The 16,687-nt window shown below is 37.8% G+C and carries 14 protein-coding genes; 4 read left to right on the forward strand and 10 right to left on the reverse strand.

The features are described from left to right. Positions 1-2: 2 nt before the first annotated feature. The 5 genes from MY533_RS20085 to putP all read right to left on the reverse strand — a co-directional run bounded on the left by MY533_RS20085 (position 3) and on the right by putP (position 7,249). A complete protein-coding gene (locus MY533_RS20085) occupies positions 3-827 on the reverse strand; it encodes a GNAT family N-acetyltransferase (RefSeq protein ID WP_248717324.1) in 825 nt (274 codons plus the stop codon). Next, the gene (locus MY533_RS20090) at positions 827-1,972 is read right to left on the reverse strand and encodes a M20 peptidase aminoacylase family protein (RefSeq protein WP_132361512.1); all 1,146 of its coding nucleotides are present in this window, start codon (positions 1,970-1,972) and stop codon (positions 827-829) included. Before MY533_RS20090 ends, MY533_RS20085 begins: the two co-directional genes overlap by 1 nt. Positions 1,973-2,447: 475 nt before the next feature. Next, the gene (locus MY533_RS20095; RefSeq protein ID WP_248717325.1) at positions 2,448-3,935 is read right to left on the reverse strand and encodes a peptide MFS transporter; all 1,488 of its coding nucleotides are present in this window, start codon (positions 3,933-3,935) and stop codon (positions 2,448-2,450) included. Positions 3,936-4,341: 406 nt separating this feature from the next. Next, the gene (gene hflX, locus MY533_RS20100) at positions 4,342-5,628 is read right to left on the reverse strand and encodes a GTPase HflX (RefSeq protein ID WP_248717326.1); all 1,287 of its coding nucleotides are present in this window, start codon (positions 5,626-5,628) and stop codon (positions 4,342-4,344) included. Positions 5,629-5,761: 133 nt separating this feature from the next. Further along, positions 5,762-7,249 (reverse strand): sodium/proline symporter PutP, encoded by a 1,488-nt coding sequence (putP, locus tag MY533_RS20105; RefSeq protein WP_248717327.1) that lies wholly within the window; start codon positions 7,247-7,249, stop codon positions 5,762-5,764. 182 nt (positions 7,250-7,431) lie between these two features. Between putP and MY533_RS20110 the strand changes: the two genes are divergently transcribed. Beyond that, entirely contained in the window at positions 7,432-8,592 is a 1,161-nt protein-coding gene (locus MY533_RS20110) for a class I SAM-dependent methyltransferase (protein ID WP_248717328.1), read from the forward strand. Between the two features lie 94 nt (positions 8,593-8,686). On the opposite strand, the gene MY533_RS20115 is transcribed toward MY533_RS20110, so the two are convergent. Further along, positions 8,687-10,006: an ABC transporter permease gene (locus MY533_RS20115; RefSeq protein WP_248717329.1), complete on the reverse strand. Its 1,320-nt coding sequence runs from the start codon at positions 10,004-10,006 to the stop codon at positions 8,687-8,689. Between the two features lies 1 nt (position 10,007). Beyond that, on the reverse strand, positions 10,008-10,694 hold the full coding sequence (locus tag MY533_RS20120) for an ABC transporter ATP-binding protein (protein WP_248719262.1): 687 nt from the start codon (positions 10,692-10,694) through the stop codon (positions 10,008-10,010). 500 nt (positions 10,695-11,194) lie between these two features. Here MY533_RS20120 and MY533_RS20125 point away from each other — a divergent pair, with 500 nt between their 5' ends. From MY533_RS20125 to MY533_RS20135, 3 genes are all read left to right on the forward strand, one after another. After that, the gene (locus MY533_RS20125; protein ID WP_079562474.1) at positions 11,195-11,815 is read left to right on the forward strand and encodes a DUF47 domain-containing protein; all 621 of its coding nucleotides are present in this window, start codon (positions 11,195-11,197) and stop codon (positions 11,813-11,815) included. Between the two features lie 19 nt (positions 11,816-11,834). Then, positions 11,835-12,851 (forward strand): inorganic phosphate transporter, encoded by a 1,017-nt coding sequence (locus tag MY533_RS20130; protein ID WP_248717330.1) that lies wholly within the window; start codon positions 11,835-11,837, stop codon positions 12,849-12,851. A gap of 327 nt (positions 12,852-13,178) precedes the next feature. Beyond that, complete coding sequence (locus tag MY533_RS20135; RefSeq protein WP_248717331.1) at positions 13,179-15,290, forward strand: MMPL family transporter; 2,112 nt, start codon at positions 13,179-13,181, stop codon at positions 15,288-15,290. A gap of 53 nt (positions 15,291-15,343) precedes the next feature. Here the strand turns inward: MY533_RS20135 and MY533_RS20140 are convergent, their stop codons facing one another. Genes MY533_RS20140 through MY533_RS20150 form a run of 3 tightly spaced genes read right to left on the reverse strand, consistent with a single transcriptional unit; the run spans position 15,344 to position 16,652 of the window. Then, positions 15,344-15,955 carry an alpha/beta hydrolase gene (locus tag MY533_RS20140; protein WP_248717332.1) on the reverse strand — a complete coding sequence of 204 codons (612 nt, stop codon included), beginning with the start codon at positions 15,953-15,955 and terminating at the stop codon, positions 15,344-15,346. Positions 15,956-15,973: 18 nt separating this feature from the next. Continuing rightward, positions 15,974-16,165: a hypothetical protein gene (locus tag MY533_RS20145; RefSeq protein ID WP_248717333.1), complete on the reverse strand. Its 192-nt coding sequence runs from the start codon at positions 16,163-16,165 to the stop codon at positions 15,974-15,976. A gap of 22 nt (positions 16,166-16,187) precedes the next feature. Next, the gene (locus MY533_RS20150) at positions 16,188-16,652 is read right to left on the reverse strand and encodes a hypothetical protein (protein WP_248717334.1); all 465 of its coding nucleotides are present in this window, start codon (positions 16,650-16,652) and stop codon (positions 16,188-16,190) included. Between the last annotated feature and the right edge of the window lie 35 nt (positions 16,653-16,687).

Here is a 16,687-nt window from a genome sequence, read left to right on the forward strand (position 1 = left end):
TATTATAAAGCTAATAAGGAGCGTCTGACTAATAGATAGCTATGAACATATTCCTTATTCTTTTTCACTCGAACAATTGCATAATTTTGTGCAAACAATGTCGTTAAAATAGTACGTACTTTATAACGCCAGTCCTCCGCAAGCTTAGGACTCTCTACTTTCATCTTTTGTAAAAATTGAGGAATGGGTAATAAATAGGCTTCCTTATAATACGATTGCTCTTGCTGAAATTCACCATCAACATCGAGCACCGGTAAGCCATCTACCGTTAAAGACCACGGTACAATTTCGTCAGCTTCTTCTTCTAGTTCATCTAGGGAATCCTCCACTCGATCGCGTTCAATCCACCATTCAACAACGATTCGATCTGAAGGTAGCCCATCGTTAAAGTCATCCTCGAGCGGACCATAGTAATCATTTTCGTACTGAAAACTAAAGGCATTGAGCTTTAAAAATGATAAATTAGCCATACGCGCTTCTAGCGGATCAAATAGCCAAATCACAAGCTGAAACCCATGTTCTTTTGCATATTCCTGTTGGGCATGCTTTAATAATTCACCTACACCTTGTTCACGATATGATTTCTCCACGCCAATCATGTGTGAGTGTAAATACATTTTTCCATGTCGATAGCCAACAAAGCAGTAGTTAAAGCCAATCAGCTTTTCTTCTAAATATGCTCCAAGGATTAATCCACCATTTTGTACAGCTGCTAACAATTGATGTGAGGGAATAGCCTGACTCCCCCATATAGCTTCGTTCAAAATTTGTACTTCTGCAATTTCAGTAGGTGCTATTATTTTTTCAATACGTACTTTCTCTAGCATTATGCTGATCCCTCCTTTGAGTTCCCCGACTCCAATGCTAACAATACCGCTCTTGTAAGAATTTCAACTCCCGTCACAAGCCTCGCCTGCTTAAATTTCATCTTTGGATGATGTAGGCCTGGTGTCACCCCACAACCTAATCCTAACATCGTAGATTTTAAATGCGGGCGTTGAACAGCATAGTGATGAAAGTCTTCTCCTCCAGGTGTATGAACTGGCTTTCTTAAATTCGACAACCCAGTTGCTTGCACGATTGCCTGCTCCATAATATATTGAGCAGTTGGATCTACTTCAGCTGCTACTACATTTGCTACTGTACGTAATTCAATCTGCACTTTATGCAAGATCTTAGAAGAATCAATAACCCTTTTTATTCCCTGTGCAAGGGTATCCATTACATCATTTTGCTGAGCTCGTATATCAATAGTAAACGCTGCACTTCCAGGAATAATATTGCCGGATTCTCCTCCAGCATGGAATTTGGTCATCTTAATTGATACAGGAACCATTGGATCTGTATGAAGTGTTCTTAAATCTTCGATAATAGTTGCTCCTACTTCAATGGCGTTCACGCCTAGATGCGGTCTTGCTGCGTGGGCATCTTCTCCAATGATTTCCCCCTCAAGCATTCGAGAGGCTCCATGATGCAATGCGGCACAATAAGTACCGTCTTCGAGCTCATGAACAGGTCTTACATGGACACCAAATAAAAAGTCTAAATCATCAATGATTCCTTCTTTTAAAACCGATAAAGCACCAGTTCCTTTTTCTTCAGCTGGTTGAAAAATCACACGAATTGTACCGTTGAATGATGGAGCAAGCTCTTTCAAAAGTAATAGTGCACCGATTGCCATCGTCATATGTCCGTCATGGCCACAGGAGTGATTCGCACGAAATTCACCATCTACTTCCTGCCATAACGCATCAATGTCCGTACGCAAACCGACTTTAGGACTTCCACTTCCTACGTCAACATAAAGTCCAGTACTGTTTTTAAAGCGTATTGGTGAAAAACCTTCCCGCGTTAGTAAATCAACAATATAATTTGTTGTTTCTACCTCATGCCAGCTTATTTCTGGATTCGCGTGTAAATACGTGAAAATCTCCATTAATCTTGGCCTCAAACGACTTAAAGCTTCCTTCATAGCATCCAACCCCTTAAATTTTCATACTATTAAGATTATTATAACGAAATTGAAATCTTTTCACACAGAAAACATATTGTCACGTTTAGGAGATTAACTACATGATACAGTTAATTACGTTCAGATTGTAGATAATTTATTGCACCGAGACATAAAGCACATTGATTAATTTTATCTTTTAGCCACTTTTAATAATTAGAAGATGCTGATTTTCGCTAAAGGCTACAATGATCTGCCTACATAAGTTAAATTTAAGGCTCATCATCGAAGATAAAAGATGATATTTGATCAATTATGGCTTGGCATAATTGCGTCCGAAATCGGCTTTGTGCGAAAGCGTTGCGGCAACGCCTAAGCGCCAACCGGAACGAAAATCAACTACACGTTATGTGATATGCAAAGTATTAACAAGATTTCTCTTCATACAAAAAAATGCAAGTACAGTTATTTGAATAACTGTACTCGCATCATTTGATTAATTAATACCTCGCATAGCTTTTGAAATAATTGGCGAAAGTACTAAAATTATTATCCCGAAAACAATTGATAATGAGCCTAAGAAACCGAAGTATGTGAATTCACTCACCACTTCATAAACTTTTACAAGTTGTGCGTTGATTGCTTGCGCTGCTGCGCTTGTTAAAAACCAAAGTGACATCGTTTGTGCAGCAAAAGCCTTTGGCGCCAACTTTGTAGTAACTGACAACCCTACTGGTGATAATAATAACTCCCCAACTACAACTAAAAAGAATGATAATACTAACCACAATGGACTTACTAAATCTGTACCACCAGATAAATACGCTGGAAGCATCATCACTAAGAATGACATTCCTGCAAAGAATAATGCATAAGCAAATTTACGAGGTGTAGATGGTTGCTTATCTCCCCACTTCATCCATAACATGGCGAATAATGGAGCCATTGTAACGACGAATAACGGATTTAACGATTGGAACCAAGAAGATGGAATATGGAAACTACCAATATCCAATCGTGTACGACTATCTGCATACGTTGCTAAAATAGTCGCCCCTTGTTCTTGGATTGCCCAAAACATTACAGCCGATAAAAACAAAGGAATATAAGCGAGCACGCGAGACTTCTCGTCCTTCGTTGTTTTCTCACTGCGATACATATAAATAAAGTATATCGTTGGAATTGCGATACCTAGCACCGTAATAATTAAACCAAAAACATTCACTGTTAGTACGCCAGTTTTAATACCTATTGCCCCAGCAATAATTATAAGTAGCGCTAAAATCCCAAATCGTGTAAAGACTTTTTTACGCTCTTCAGGCAGTAACGGGTTGTTTACCTGTAACCCCGCTAATCCTAAATATTTTTTTCCTGTTAATTTAAAAATAATTAAACCAAATAACATCCCGATCCCCGCTGCACCAAAGCCTAGGTGGAAGTTATACTGTTGTCCAATTGTTCCGACAATTAATGGTGCAAGGAATGATCCCATGTTAATGCTCATATAGAAAATTGAAAAACCTGCATCACGACGACTATCTGTATCAGCATACATATCTCCGACAATGCTTGAAACGTTCGGTTTTAATAAGCCTGTCCCAATGACAATAAAGAACATTGAAACAAATAAAATACTTGCGCCACCAGGTAACGCTAGCAGGAAATGTCCAAACATAATGAACACGCCGCCATAAAAAATTGTTCTACGGGTACCCAGTAATCGGTCGGCAATCCAACCACCGATAATCCCGGACATGTAAACCAATGATCCGTAGATAGCCATAATGGAATTCGCTAGTCCACGATCTAGGCCTAAGCCGCCTTCATGCAATTCATAATACATAAAGAAAATCAGAATTGCTCGCATACCGTAGTATGAGAATCGTTCCCAAAATTCAGTGAAAAATAATGTAAAGAGCCCTTTAGGGTGTCCAACAAAGCCATTTTGAGGGACGGATTTTACAATTTCATCTTTAGTAGACATAAAAATATCCTCTCCCGATTTCATTATTCAATAATAATATTATTACCCAATAGTAAGGATAAAAACTTTATTTCACCATACTAAAGTGTTTAAAAAACTTTTTCAAGAGTTTTAAAAAATGTTGAAATATTACACCTTTTCTCTAAATTCAGAATGATTTTCATAGAATTATAGCAAACCTGTTGCTATTCCTACATTTTCTCGCTTTTTTATATCCACGGAATTACAAACTACCGCAAAATTATTCTAAAATATTTTATAGTCAGATTATTTATTTTATTAACAAATAAGCTAGCATTATCTATAATTTCGTTCACAACGATATAAATTTGCTTTACGATTACAAAAAAGCATGCTAGAAGCAGGGAGAGCTTCTAGCATGCTTTTAGAACAATGATGTGATTGCTTATTTAATGACATATTGTTGGAATTTTGCGTAATCCGCTTCTTTTACCTCTATTGTTAGAAGCGTACCATTTTCTTCATACGCTGTTTCATAGACGGAAGCATGTTCATTTAAATAAGAGACAATATTCCCCTGTTCATACGGAATAAGCATATTACATGTTACATAAGCAGAGAAAATATGCTGACGCACCATTTGCAATAATTCCTCTAACCCTATCCCTTGCTTCGCAGAAATCCAAATATTATCACCACTAATAACAGGATAAGGAACGTTTGCTATATCAGCTTTATTATACACATAAATTGTCGGAATCCCTTCAACGCCAACTGCCTTAAGCGTTTCATTTGTTACATCCATCATAAAGCCGTGCTCAGAATTGGAAACATCTACAACATGTAGCAGTAAGTCGGCATCACGAGCCTCTTCCAACGTCGAGCGGAATGCCTTTACTAAATGATGCGGTAATTTACTAACGAAACCAACTGTGTCTGTTAATAGGAATGTCTTTTTATCAGATAATTCGATTTGACGGACGGATGTTTCAAGTGTGGCGAAAAGCATGTCCTTCTCAAACACCTGTTTATGATCTTCTTGCCCTATTTTCGAAAGGAGCTGATTCATAATAGTTGACTTACCAGCATTCGTATAGCCGACAATGGATACGACAGGGATCGCATTTTTACGTCGTTGTTTACGCTGCGTCTCTCGTTGCTCCTTTACATGCTCTAGCTCCTTCTTTATTTTCGAAATCTGATCCTCAATTTTCCGACGGTCGAGCTCGAGCTTTGTCTCACCAGCACCACGGTTTTTAAAGCCACCCCCTGTGCCACCACCTTGACGGCTGAGAGATGCATGCAAGCCGACTAAACGAGGTAGCATATATTGCAACTGCGCTAACTCGACTTGCATCTGTGCTTCACGTGTTTTAGCACGACGTCCAAAAATATCTAAAATCAACATCGTTCTATCAATAACCTTCGTCTCTAAATCACGTTCTAAATTACGGATTTGCGAAGGTGATAATTCATCATTAAAGATGACTAAATTTGCTTGTGCTTCATCATAAAAGTTTTTTATTTCTTCAATTTTTCCAGTACCGACATAATGAGATGGTGTAATGCGCTCTAAATTTTGTGTGACGATGCCTACCACTTCAACATTCAACGCTTCAGCTAAATTTTTTAGCTCCTCCATTGAATAATCAAAATGCTCATCATTCCGTAGATTTACACCAACTAAAACAGCTTTTTCTAACAATATATCTACTTCTTTAATTCTATCCATCCACAAACCTCCCACCAAACTATGGTGCTACTACGACAAATTTTCTTCATCTTACCATATAATGTCCTAATTCGTGTCATTTAACATATATATCGTAAAAAATGCGCCCTTATGCAAAAGGCGCATTTCATGTTTACTTACGTTCTTCTTTTAGTAATACTTCTGTGCGATTGAATTCGTCTTCAATATCTTTATTCGGTCTATATGTCAAAGCACTAACAATAACCGCAACGATTAAGCATACTAAGAAGCCTGGAACAATTTCATATAATGTATCAGCTAAGAACTTTATTTTCCCCCAAACAAAGGCAGTTGCAGCACCAGCTACCATCCCACTTAGCGCGCCGTAATTCGTTAATTTTCTCCAATACAGTGACAGCAATATTACAGGACCGAACGCTGCACCGAAGCCAGCCCATGCAAAGCCCACTAAGTCTAAAATAGAACTATCTGGATTCCATGCTAAAATCCCTGCAACGATAGCTACAACTAAAACAGCAACACGACCAACAAAGACATAATGCTGATCATCGGCTGTTTTATTAAATAGAGCTTTGTAAATATCTTCCACAAGCGCTGACGAAGTAACAATTAATTGCGATGAAATGGTACTCATTACCGCTGCTAAAATGGCAGCTAGCATTATACCTGCAATAAATGGATGGAATAAAATTTGGCCAAGTACAATAAATACTGTTTCAGCGTCCTTTAATTCACCTGCATTTTGTTCATAATAAGCCACACCTACTAAAGCTGTTGCAATCGCTCCGAATAAACTTAACATCATCCAGCCAATACCGATACGACGAGCCTGCGTTGTTTCTTTTACTGAGCTTATTGCCATAAAGCGTACGATAATATGTGGTTGTCCAAAATAACCAAGTCCCCATGCAAGTGATGAAATAATTACTGCAGCAGTTGCATTGGAAGACAATAAGCTTAGGTGTTCCGGATTTACAGCTTTAATGGATGCTATTGTATCGCCAATTCCACCTGTCAAAAACAAGCCGAATAACGGTACACTTATAAGTGCTAAAAACATAATAAGTCCCTGTAAAAAGTCTGTATAACTAACCGCTAAAAATCCTCCAAATAATGTGTATGCTACAACTACAGCAGATACAATTAATAAGCCAGTATGGTATTCATAGCCAAATGAGCTATCAAAAAACTTACCCCCTGCAACCATTCCTGAAGAAACATAAAATGTAAAGAAGATTAAAATAATGATACCTGACGCAATTCTTATTAGCTTAGTGTTGTCACGTAAACGATTATCTAAATAACTCGGAATAGTAATTGAGTCATTAGCAACTTGTGTATACACACGTAGCCTCGGTGCTACCAATAGCCAATTCAAATATGCGCCAATTGTTAAGCCAATGGCAATCCAAGCCTTGGAAAGTCCGGCTAAATAGATCGCGCCTGGTAGACCCATTAATAGCCAGCCAGACATATCTGCTGCACCTGCGCTCAGCGCTGTAACAGCAGGGCCTAGCGAACGCCCCCCTAGCATATAATCTGTTAAATTTGATGTTTTCCTAAATGCATACCAACCGATTCCTAGCATGGCGATCATATAAATAATAATCGCAAGTAATTGATACATGTTTTCAGACATACTTTTCCCCCTTTTTCCCCTTGAGTCTTTTTATTAAAAATTCCCTATATTTAAAATACCACAAATATACAAGATAACCTATAATTATTCAAGGAGCGACTTCTAAAATTTATAATAGCAATGCAATTCATAAAATGTGTTAAACTAGTGCCATCTATAACACGATAAAGAAGGCGAAATGTATGACATTTGAAGAAATGAAAACTCAGCTTACGGAGCGGATTTTACAGCAGCAACTCGTTACTGCTACGATCAGTCAACCTCGTATGAAATCAAACGAAGTAAAGCGTATAAAGCTAAAACCTTTATTACTGAAGGATACTTACCATATACAAGTTGAATATCAATTTGAACGTATTTTAAAACACGAAAATGTTCTATTAGCAAATTTCCCTGAGAAACTAGCAGCATTTTTTAACGATTATCGTCAAGCGCATATTGATTTTATTGATGAAAATATACAAGTACAGCTATCAAAAAAGAACAAAGTACTATGGAAATCTGATAAATCCTCAACGCCAAAGCAAGTTAATTTAGCGCATAATCGGAAGAAAAACTATTTACTGGCAGAGGATAAGCCATACCCGTTTTTAATTCGTCTCGGTGTGCAAACAGAAGAAGGAAAAATAAAGAAACAAAAATACGATAAGTTTAAACAAATCAACCGCTTCATCGAATTTATTGATGATGCATTAACCTATTTGCCAAAGGATCGTCAAGTTCGTATTTTAGATTTTGGTTCAGGCAAATCCTATTTAACATTCGCCCTATACCATTACTTAAAAATCGAAAAGGGCTTAGACATTCGTGTTACTGGTTTGGATTTAAAGAAGGAAGTTATTGAAGAATGCTCACGAATTGCACAGGATTTAGGCTATGAGCAGCTCGAATTTCTAGTAGGAGATATTAATGATTATAATGAGGAGTCTGCTGTGGACATGGTGGTGACTCTACACGCTTGTGATGTTGCCACTGATATGGCATTAGCCCGTGCTGTGAAATGGGGAGCAAGCGTTATTTTAAGTGTCCCTTGTTGCCAGCATGAGCTAAATCGTCAGCTTAACACACCAGCACTGGATATCATGCTTCAACACGGTCTCGTACGCGAACGTTTTGCAGCGCTCGCAACAGATGCAGTCCGAGCAGAAATCTTATCACTCGTTGGCTATGAGGCACAATTGCTAGAGTTTATAGATATGGAAAATACACCGAAAAACATTTTAATACGAGCTTATCATACAGATAAAAAGCCAAGCTCTGAACAGCGAGCTAACTATGATGCCTTTATAAAGATGCTAAATGCCAAGCCGTTTTTAGCGAAGGAGTTACAAGCTTACCTATAAAATGCCGCGTTATTTGTAAGTGCAGTGCGGGTATTTTGAATTTACTTAAGCAAATGAAAAGGGCGGTCCAATAACTTTTGGACCGCCCTGTCTATTATAGTTCTTGTCGTAATGCTTGAATAACGTCAATTTTCGTGGCCTTACGTGCTGGACGATAGCCTGAAATCATCGCTACACCAATACTAATCGCTGATGCAATAAGAACGAGCTGCCAAGGAATAAGTGAAAATGTAATATCATTTTTACTAAATGCATCTTCCCCTGTTGCTGCTTCTAGAATTAAAGGTAATGCAGCATTTGCTGCAAAGCTAATAACATATGAAATAGCTACAGCTATCAAAGTCCCAATAATACCGATGAACGTACTTTCCATTAAGAACAATCGTTGAATAAGCTTTGGACTTGCTCCGATTGCCTTTAAAACACCGATTTCACGAGTACGCTCTGTAACCGCCATAGTCATTGTATTAAAAATACCAATCGAGGCAATCAATACAGCAATTGTTCCTACAAATATTAAACCGATTTTTAAAACTAGGAAAAATACATTCATTTGATCCAATTGCTCAGTAATTGAATAAACGCTATAACCTTTGTCTTTTAGTTTGTCTAATATCGGCTTTACATTTTCCATGCTGTCAGCAAAAATATTAAACTCCGAATAAAACATGTCATCCTCTTTAATATTACCTGTTGCTGCTAACTTGGTAGCTAGCATTGGCTTTTGCTCTGTACCCATATAAATTGAGTTGTTGATCATCCAGTCATAGGAAGGCTTCTTCATAACACCGACAATCGTATATTTCATTTTTTCTGTCTCTTTTGCCCCATCAGTATGTGGCATTAATGATAATTCGATCTCTTTACCAATTAATGAGTCCTTATAACCTTCCTCACTACCATTATAAAACGTGCCTTCTAATTCAGCTTTTTTATTCTTTTCTTCAATAATTTTGCGCTCAGCATCATTGACTAATGTTTGAGCAAAATGGTAGCCTACAACAATTTCGTTTGGTTTTGTTGGATACTTTCCTTCTGCAAGCTTGCCATTTACTTGCTCAAAATCATGCATATTTGCAACATATAAATCAGATTGTGTATCACGATCCTCAAAAATTGACTGTGCGGATGCATTGACAGTAATCGTTTCGAGTACGGTTTCTACATGATCTATACTTTTTATTTCATTAATTTGTTCCTCTGTAAATTGATCATTCCCATGCACTTGAATTTTCGTCACTTTTTCATCCGATAATATTTCATTACGTAAAGAATCCTGCAATCCAAACCCAACTGATGCGAGGACAATCAAAAATGCACAGCCCATTGTTGCCGCTAGCACGGTCATAAACACACGTAATTTATTTTTCTTTATATGCTGTTTAACAAAATCTAGTTGATCTTTAAATAACATATTATGCTTCCTCCTTTACAAGTTCCCCATCGTACATGCGGAAACGTCGATGCGCTATCGTCGCTACTTCCTCGTCGTGAGTAATGATGACAAATGTTAAGCCAAGCTCACGGTTTAGGCTTTGAATGAGCAGCAATATATCTTGCTCTGTTTCCGAATCAAGACTTCCTGTCGGCTCATCCGCCAACAAAATAGGAGGATTTGTAATTAAGGCTCTTGCAATACTTACACGCTGTTGCTGACCACCCGATAATTCATTTGGATAATGGTCTGCCACCTCTGTTAACCCAACCTTGTCCATTAATTTTTTTACCTTTTCTATACGCATAGCTTTCTTGATACCCTGTAACTTCAAGGGTAACTCAATGTTTTCAAATGCCGTTAAGCCTGGCATCAGTTGAAAGTTTTGAAAGATAAATCCGAACTGTTGCAGGCGAAATGCAGCACTTTCTACTTCAGTGAGATGAGCTGTTTCCATTCCGTTTACCTTAATAGATCCTTGTTCAGATTTCATATATCCGGCTAATATTTGTAATAAGGTTGATTTCCCAGAGCCACTTTTCCCAACAATTGCAACAACCTCTCCTTTTTTCACCTCAAAATTGACACCCTTTAATACCGGAACCTGTTTTTCCTTGCCTTTCTTTCCAATTAAAAATGTATGTTGTAAGTTCTCGACTTGAATCATCTTCAAATATACTCCCCTTTCACCTTCTTCTGACTCATAACGTAGGGTTAATTTACGTCCCTACTAGTTGCTTCCCTACAAAAGTCATCCTAAATTTTAGGTTATGAGCCTTTACTTCCCCATTGTAGAATATAAATCTTAATAAAGTTGAAGGATAAAAATGAAGATATTCTTAAGAAAATGGAAACTACAAGCAAAACATTTTCTTTACATTCGCTTTACAATTCATTCGAAAATTTTTTCGAAACTTTATGGTCAAATAGTATCTTTTTGTATTAAACAGAGAGAAATCTCTTTATAAAACCTATCTTTAAGGCATTTTTCTGTATTAATAAAAACAAATACAGCGATAACTTTATTATTTTGTGAACAAATTGTATATTACAAGATTGTAAAGTTTTCTGTAGAATTAAAGAATTTTATGTAGATAATTTAAAGATTTTGTTATGATAGTAAAGTTTAGAGGCCAATTTATTTATATCCAGGAGGATTCGATTTACATGCTTAACTCAAAAAAACAAGACCCTTTCTTTATAGCTTTGCATAAAATTGCCGAGAATATGAGAGAGGCCGTACATTACGCAAATGATTTTCGTATTAACAGTGTGGCTGACCTAAAAGAGATTAGCATTACTATGAAAAATTACGAAACAGCTGGTGATAAGCTCATTCATGAACTAATCGTGATGCTAAACAAATCATTTATGACACCTATCGAACGCGAAGACATTCTAGAATTCGCCATTCGTATGGACGATGTATTAGATGGTACGGAGCATTGTATCGCTCATTTTGAAATGTTCTCTCTAACTGAGGTTGATGAATCAATGCGTACTTTCCTAGGCTATATTTCAAAAAGTGCTGATGAAATTGTTAAAGCAACAGAAGAGTTAAAGAAAAAGAATCTTATTGGCATGCGCCCACACGCAATTCTTATTAAGGACTATGAACGTGAATGTGATGAGGTGCAACGTTCGTCCATTAAACAACTATTTTTAAATGAAAAAGATCCAATTCGACTTATTAAATATAAAGATATATATGAACAACTTGAAGACATCGCTGATCATTGCCAAAATGTTGCAAATACAATGGAAACAATTATCATGCGTAACGCGTAATTAGGAGAGGGCACTTACAATGAACACAATCATTATACTAACTGTACTGGTCGTTATCTTTGCCCTAACATTTGACTTTATCAATGGCTTCCATGATACAGCAAATGCTATCGCAACCTCAGTTTCCACTAGAGCATTGAAACCTCGTGTAGCGATCATGATGGCTGCGACGATGAACTTTATCGGAGCTATTACCTTTGTCGGTGTTGCAAAAGCTTTAACAAAAGACATTGTAGATCCTTTCTCTTTAAATGCATTTGAGGGAGACACGACCGGCTCAGTCGTTATTTTAGCAGCACTAATCTCCGCTATTATTTGGAACTTACTAACATGGTATTTCGGTATTCCATCGAGTTCTTCACATACTCTGATTGGGTCCATTGCTGGTGCAGCAGTTGCTTCTACTGGCTTCGACGTTCTAAACTATGGCGGTTTTACGAAAATCATTATGGCCTTAGTGCTATCACCAATTCTTGCGATTTGCGCCGGCTTTATTATGATGACACTGTTTAAATTATGGTTTAAAAACTTAAATTTATATCGTACGAATAAAGGTTTCCGTACAATGCAAATTTTCACTGCCGCAATTCAATCTTTTACACATGGTACGAACGATGCACAAAAGGCAATGGGGATTATGACGATGGCGTTAATTGCTGGGGGTTTGCATTCGGGAGATGAAATTCCGTTCTGGATACGAGCTGCAGCGGCAACTGCAATGGGGCTTGGTACTTCTATCGGTGGCTATAAAATTATTAAAACGGTCGGCGGTAAAATTATGAAAATCCGTCCTGTAAACGGCGTTGCAGCAGATTTAGCATCTGCAACAGTAATCTTCGGTGCTACATTAATTCACCTACCAGTATCTACAACACACGTTATTTCTTCCTCTATCATGGGTGTTGGCTCTGCACAACGTGTACGTGGTGTGAACTGGGGGATGGCGCGTAAAATTGTCACTACTTGGGTTATTACAATGCCAATTTCTGCAGTTATGGCAGCTGTTATTTACTTTTTGTTATCGTTATTCTTTTAACTCCTTCTACCTTTAGATAGTGAGATGAACGCGGATTTAAGCTACTTATCAGTGGTTCAAACATCTGCACCTGGCGCTTAGCTTTCGGACATCTGCTGAAATAGAGAAGTTAGTCTAGGAACGCCAAGTCCTGTGGCGACGACTGAGTGACCAACATCACGTTGGCCCAAATTCTCTGGCGGATGTCACGGAATTACGCCAAGGCATAATTGAATTTGATCGCATACTAAGACTCCTGTTCACTTGTTGGACAGGAGTCTTTACATTGTCACACGACAAAATGTAACACATCCTTTACACTATTCTAAAAGGAGGATAGTACCTACAATGAAAACTTTTTCAGCTTTTATAACAGCCCATGCTAAAGCTATCGTCGCCTTATGGTTCGTTATTTTTATTACCATGGCTATGTTTGCCATACAGCTTCCAAGTAAGCTTCATGGAGATGGCTTTTTTGTTAAAGGCGATCATACTTACGTAACAAATGAGCTTGCAAAAACATTTGATTTGCCTTCTGATACAATTTTGGTCGTCTTCAATCCAGCCGACGATAAGAAAATTCAAGATACATTAAAAAAATTAGAGAACGTTAAGGAAATTCATTCCATCCAGTCACCACTTGATGATGCTTCTTTACAAAAGAATGGTATAGCTTATGCCATGGTTCATATGAAAAATAATGTTGATCATCTACCTGACGTTGTGACAGACATCCGTTCATTAATAGAGGATGACGGTGTGAGCATTACAGGCGGTCCTGTTATTTCAGCAGACATCAATACAGCAAGTCAAAAGGATTTAGCATCAGCGGAAGCTATAGGCTTACCAATCGCTATCATAGTGCTATTACTTGCTTTCGGTACTGTCGTAGCCTCAATCTTACCTATCATTATCGGCATTGTCACTGTTGTAACTGCGTTTGGAATTTTGACTTTGTTTAGTGGTCATATCAATTTATCAATTTTTGTGTTAAATATAGTACCAATGCTTGGACTTGCATTAAGCATAGATTTTGCCTTGCTGTTTATTAATCGATATCGTGAAGAACGTGCCCATACATCCATTGTACAGGCGATTCAAACAGCGATAGAGACAGCTGGCCGTTCGATCATTTTTTCTGCTGTTTGTGTCATGATCGGCTTAGGTGCCATGATTGTCATTGACGTCGAAATTTTTCACAATATCGCTTTAGGAGGCACAATCGTCGTATTTCTTGCAGTGCTTTCTGGCTTAACCTTGCTTCCTGCTACAATGATGCTAATAGGAGATAACCTAAATAAATGGCGCTTATTACGTGTAATGCCTGGTGGAGCAAATCGTTGGCGTGGCTTTGCTGGCTTTGTCATGAAACATCCAGTGACCATCGTTATTGTGGCATTCTTATTACTAGGTATTGGTATGGTTCCGTTAAAGGATATTAAACTTACAATTCCTCAGGTGGATTCATTACCAACAAAATATGATGCACGTGCAGCTTATGATCAGTTGGATAAAACATTCGGACTTGGCGACACCTCAACTTTATATTTGCTAGCAGAACGTAAGGAAGGTTGGGAGGATCTTGAGGCAAGAGAGCTGATTTTCAATATTCAAGAACAATTACTTGATGACCCTTTAGTGAGTCATGTATCAACCATTTATACGACAGCTAACATGAAGTCCCCTGAGGAACTGTCGGCTTCTTTGAAAAATCCTCAAGCGGCAGAACAATTAAAACCAATATTAAATACATTTTCTAAAGATAAGCAGCTCTTTATCCCAATTACATTGGATGCAGCAGGTTCATCAACTACCGCCCAACAATTTGCTCGAACATGGCAGGATAAAGATTTAGGCGTCGATTTTGCTCTTGGAGGTCAAGCGAAATTTAATCAAGAAATTTTCGATGAAATTTCTAGTAAAATTTTCTTGGCTGTATCCATTATTATCGTTTCAACGTTCTTTATTTTAATGCTCGCTTTCCGCTCTATTTTAATCCCACTAAAAGCGATTATTATGAATATTATCGGACTTTCTTCAGCATTCGGTATGCTCGTCTACATTTTCCAATATGGACATTTGGGGATTGAAGCCGGTACGATTGTCCTTATTATCCCGGTAATAGTATTTTGTCTTGTATTCGGCTTAAGTATGGATTATGAAGTCTTTTTAATATCACGTATTCAAGAGGAATATTTAAAAGGGGCAGATAATACACGTGCTACGATTGACGGACTAACCTCTACAAGTCGTATCATTACGTCAGCAGCGCTTATTATGATTGTAATAACAGGGGCGTTCGCATTTACAGATGTAATGCCTGTAAAGCAAATTGGAGTTGGTATAGCTATTGCCGTCGCTATCGATGCAACGATTATTCGTCTCATGCTCGTTCCAAGTCTTATGAAGCTCTTTGGGGATTGGAATTGGTGGCTACCCTTCGCAAAGAAGCAAAAATAAAAAAAATCCGCAACCTTTCGTGAGCTCTCCCTCACTCCAAGGTTGCGGATTTTTTATTTTGAATAAATGCGGTCGTACCATTCTTTTGCGGCTTCTACCTCAGGCATCGTTAGCTGATGACCATAATTAAACCATACAGTTGTCACATCTGCCCCAGCCGATGATAAAAGTGCCTCTAAATCCTCAGATTCCTGAGCAGTACACATTGGATCATTCGTTCCAGCACCGATAAAGACAGGGATTGAAGAAAGTGTCGGCAATTCTATATCACGTCTAGGCACCATTGGATGATGCAGTATTGCACCTGCCAGAGCATCCTCATAATGGAATAATAGGCTAGCAGCAATATTGGCGCCATTAGAGTAGCCGATAGCAACCACTCGATTACGGTCAAATCCATACTGCTGTGCTGCTTCTAATAAAAAGTCATTTAATTCTTTCGTACGGAAAATTAAATCCTCTATATCAAAAACACCTTCCGCTAAACGACGGAAAAAGCGTGGCATACCATTTTCAAGGACATTTCCACGGACACTTAAAATGCTTGCTGTATCATCAATTTCCTTTGCAAGGCCTATTAAGCTTTGTTCATTTCCACCTGTACCATGTAACAGTAGTAAAATCGGTTTTGTTTCATCTGTTCCTTTATGAAAAACGTGCTGCATTTACAGTCCACCTCTCGATTATCTTGAATTCGAGATAATTGTAGCCTGTGGCAAAATTAAATTCAAGCTCTTTGACTTATTAATTTCTCGATTTTCACGATTTGGCTGTTCCTCATGGTCTTTATAAAATTTTGTAATCGTAAATACAGAAAATAAACAAGCAGCTATAACAACAACAATAACTATTCCCACTAATTTTTTCCCATTCATTCGTTCTTATCCCCCGAATTACTTATTTCTTTTTACGAAAACCTTCTTCTAGTAAATATTCTTTCGCAGCATCGTGTGTACCAAAGGCTTCCTCTAAATTTTCACCATGATAGACATTCCATGAACGTTGCTCAAAGGCTAGCATTAATTGAGCACCTTCACGATTTTGCCAAATCTCTTCGATTGGCTCTTGCTCTTCTACTTCTTCTGATAAATATTGAATGGCATCTTCAATAATTTCACGAAGCTGTTGTTCATCGTAGTCACGAATATTGACTAGGCCTTTATCATTTGCTTCTTCCTCATAGCGCAATAAATCACCAACAAAGACGAAGCCGTTGCCATTTGGGTGTAGCTTTTCCACAACAATGGTCTTTTCGTAAAGGCTATCCATAAAGTGATAATTTAAGCGTTTTAATGAAATTTCCTTCTTCGTAAGTTCAGGAAATGAGTCGATGATGGCTTGCTTTTGTTCAAATGTTAGCATATAAAAATGCTCCTTTTCTATTCAATCTACCTTAC

Origin of the sequence: Lysinibacillus sp. Ag94 (genome assembly GCF_023242215.1) — a bacterium.
In the GTDB taxonomy this organism is placed as follows: Bacteria; Bacillota; Bacilli; order Bacillales_A; family Planococcaceae; genus Lysinibacillus.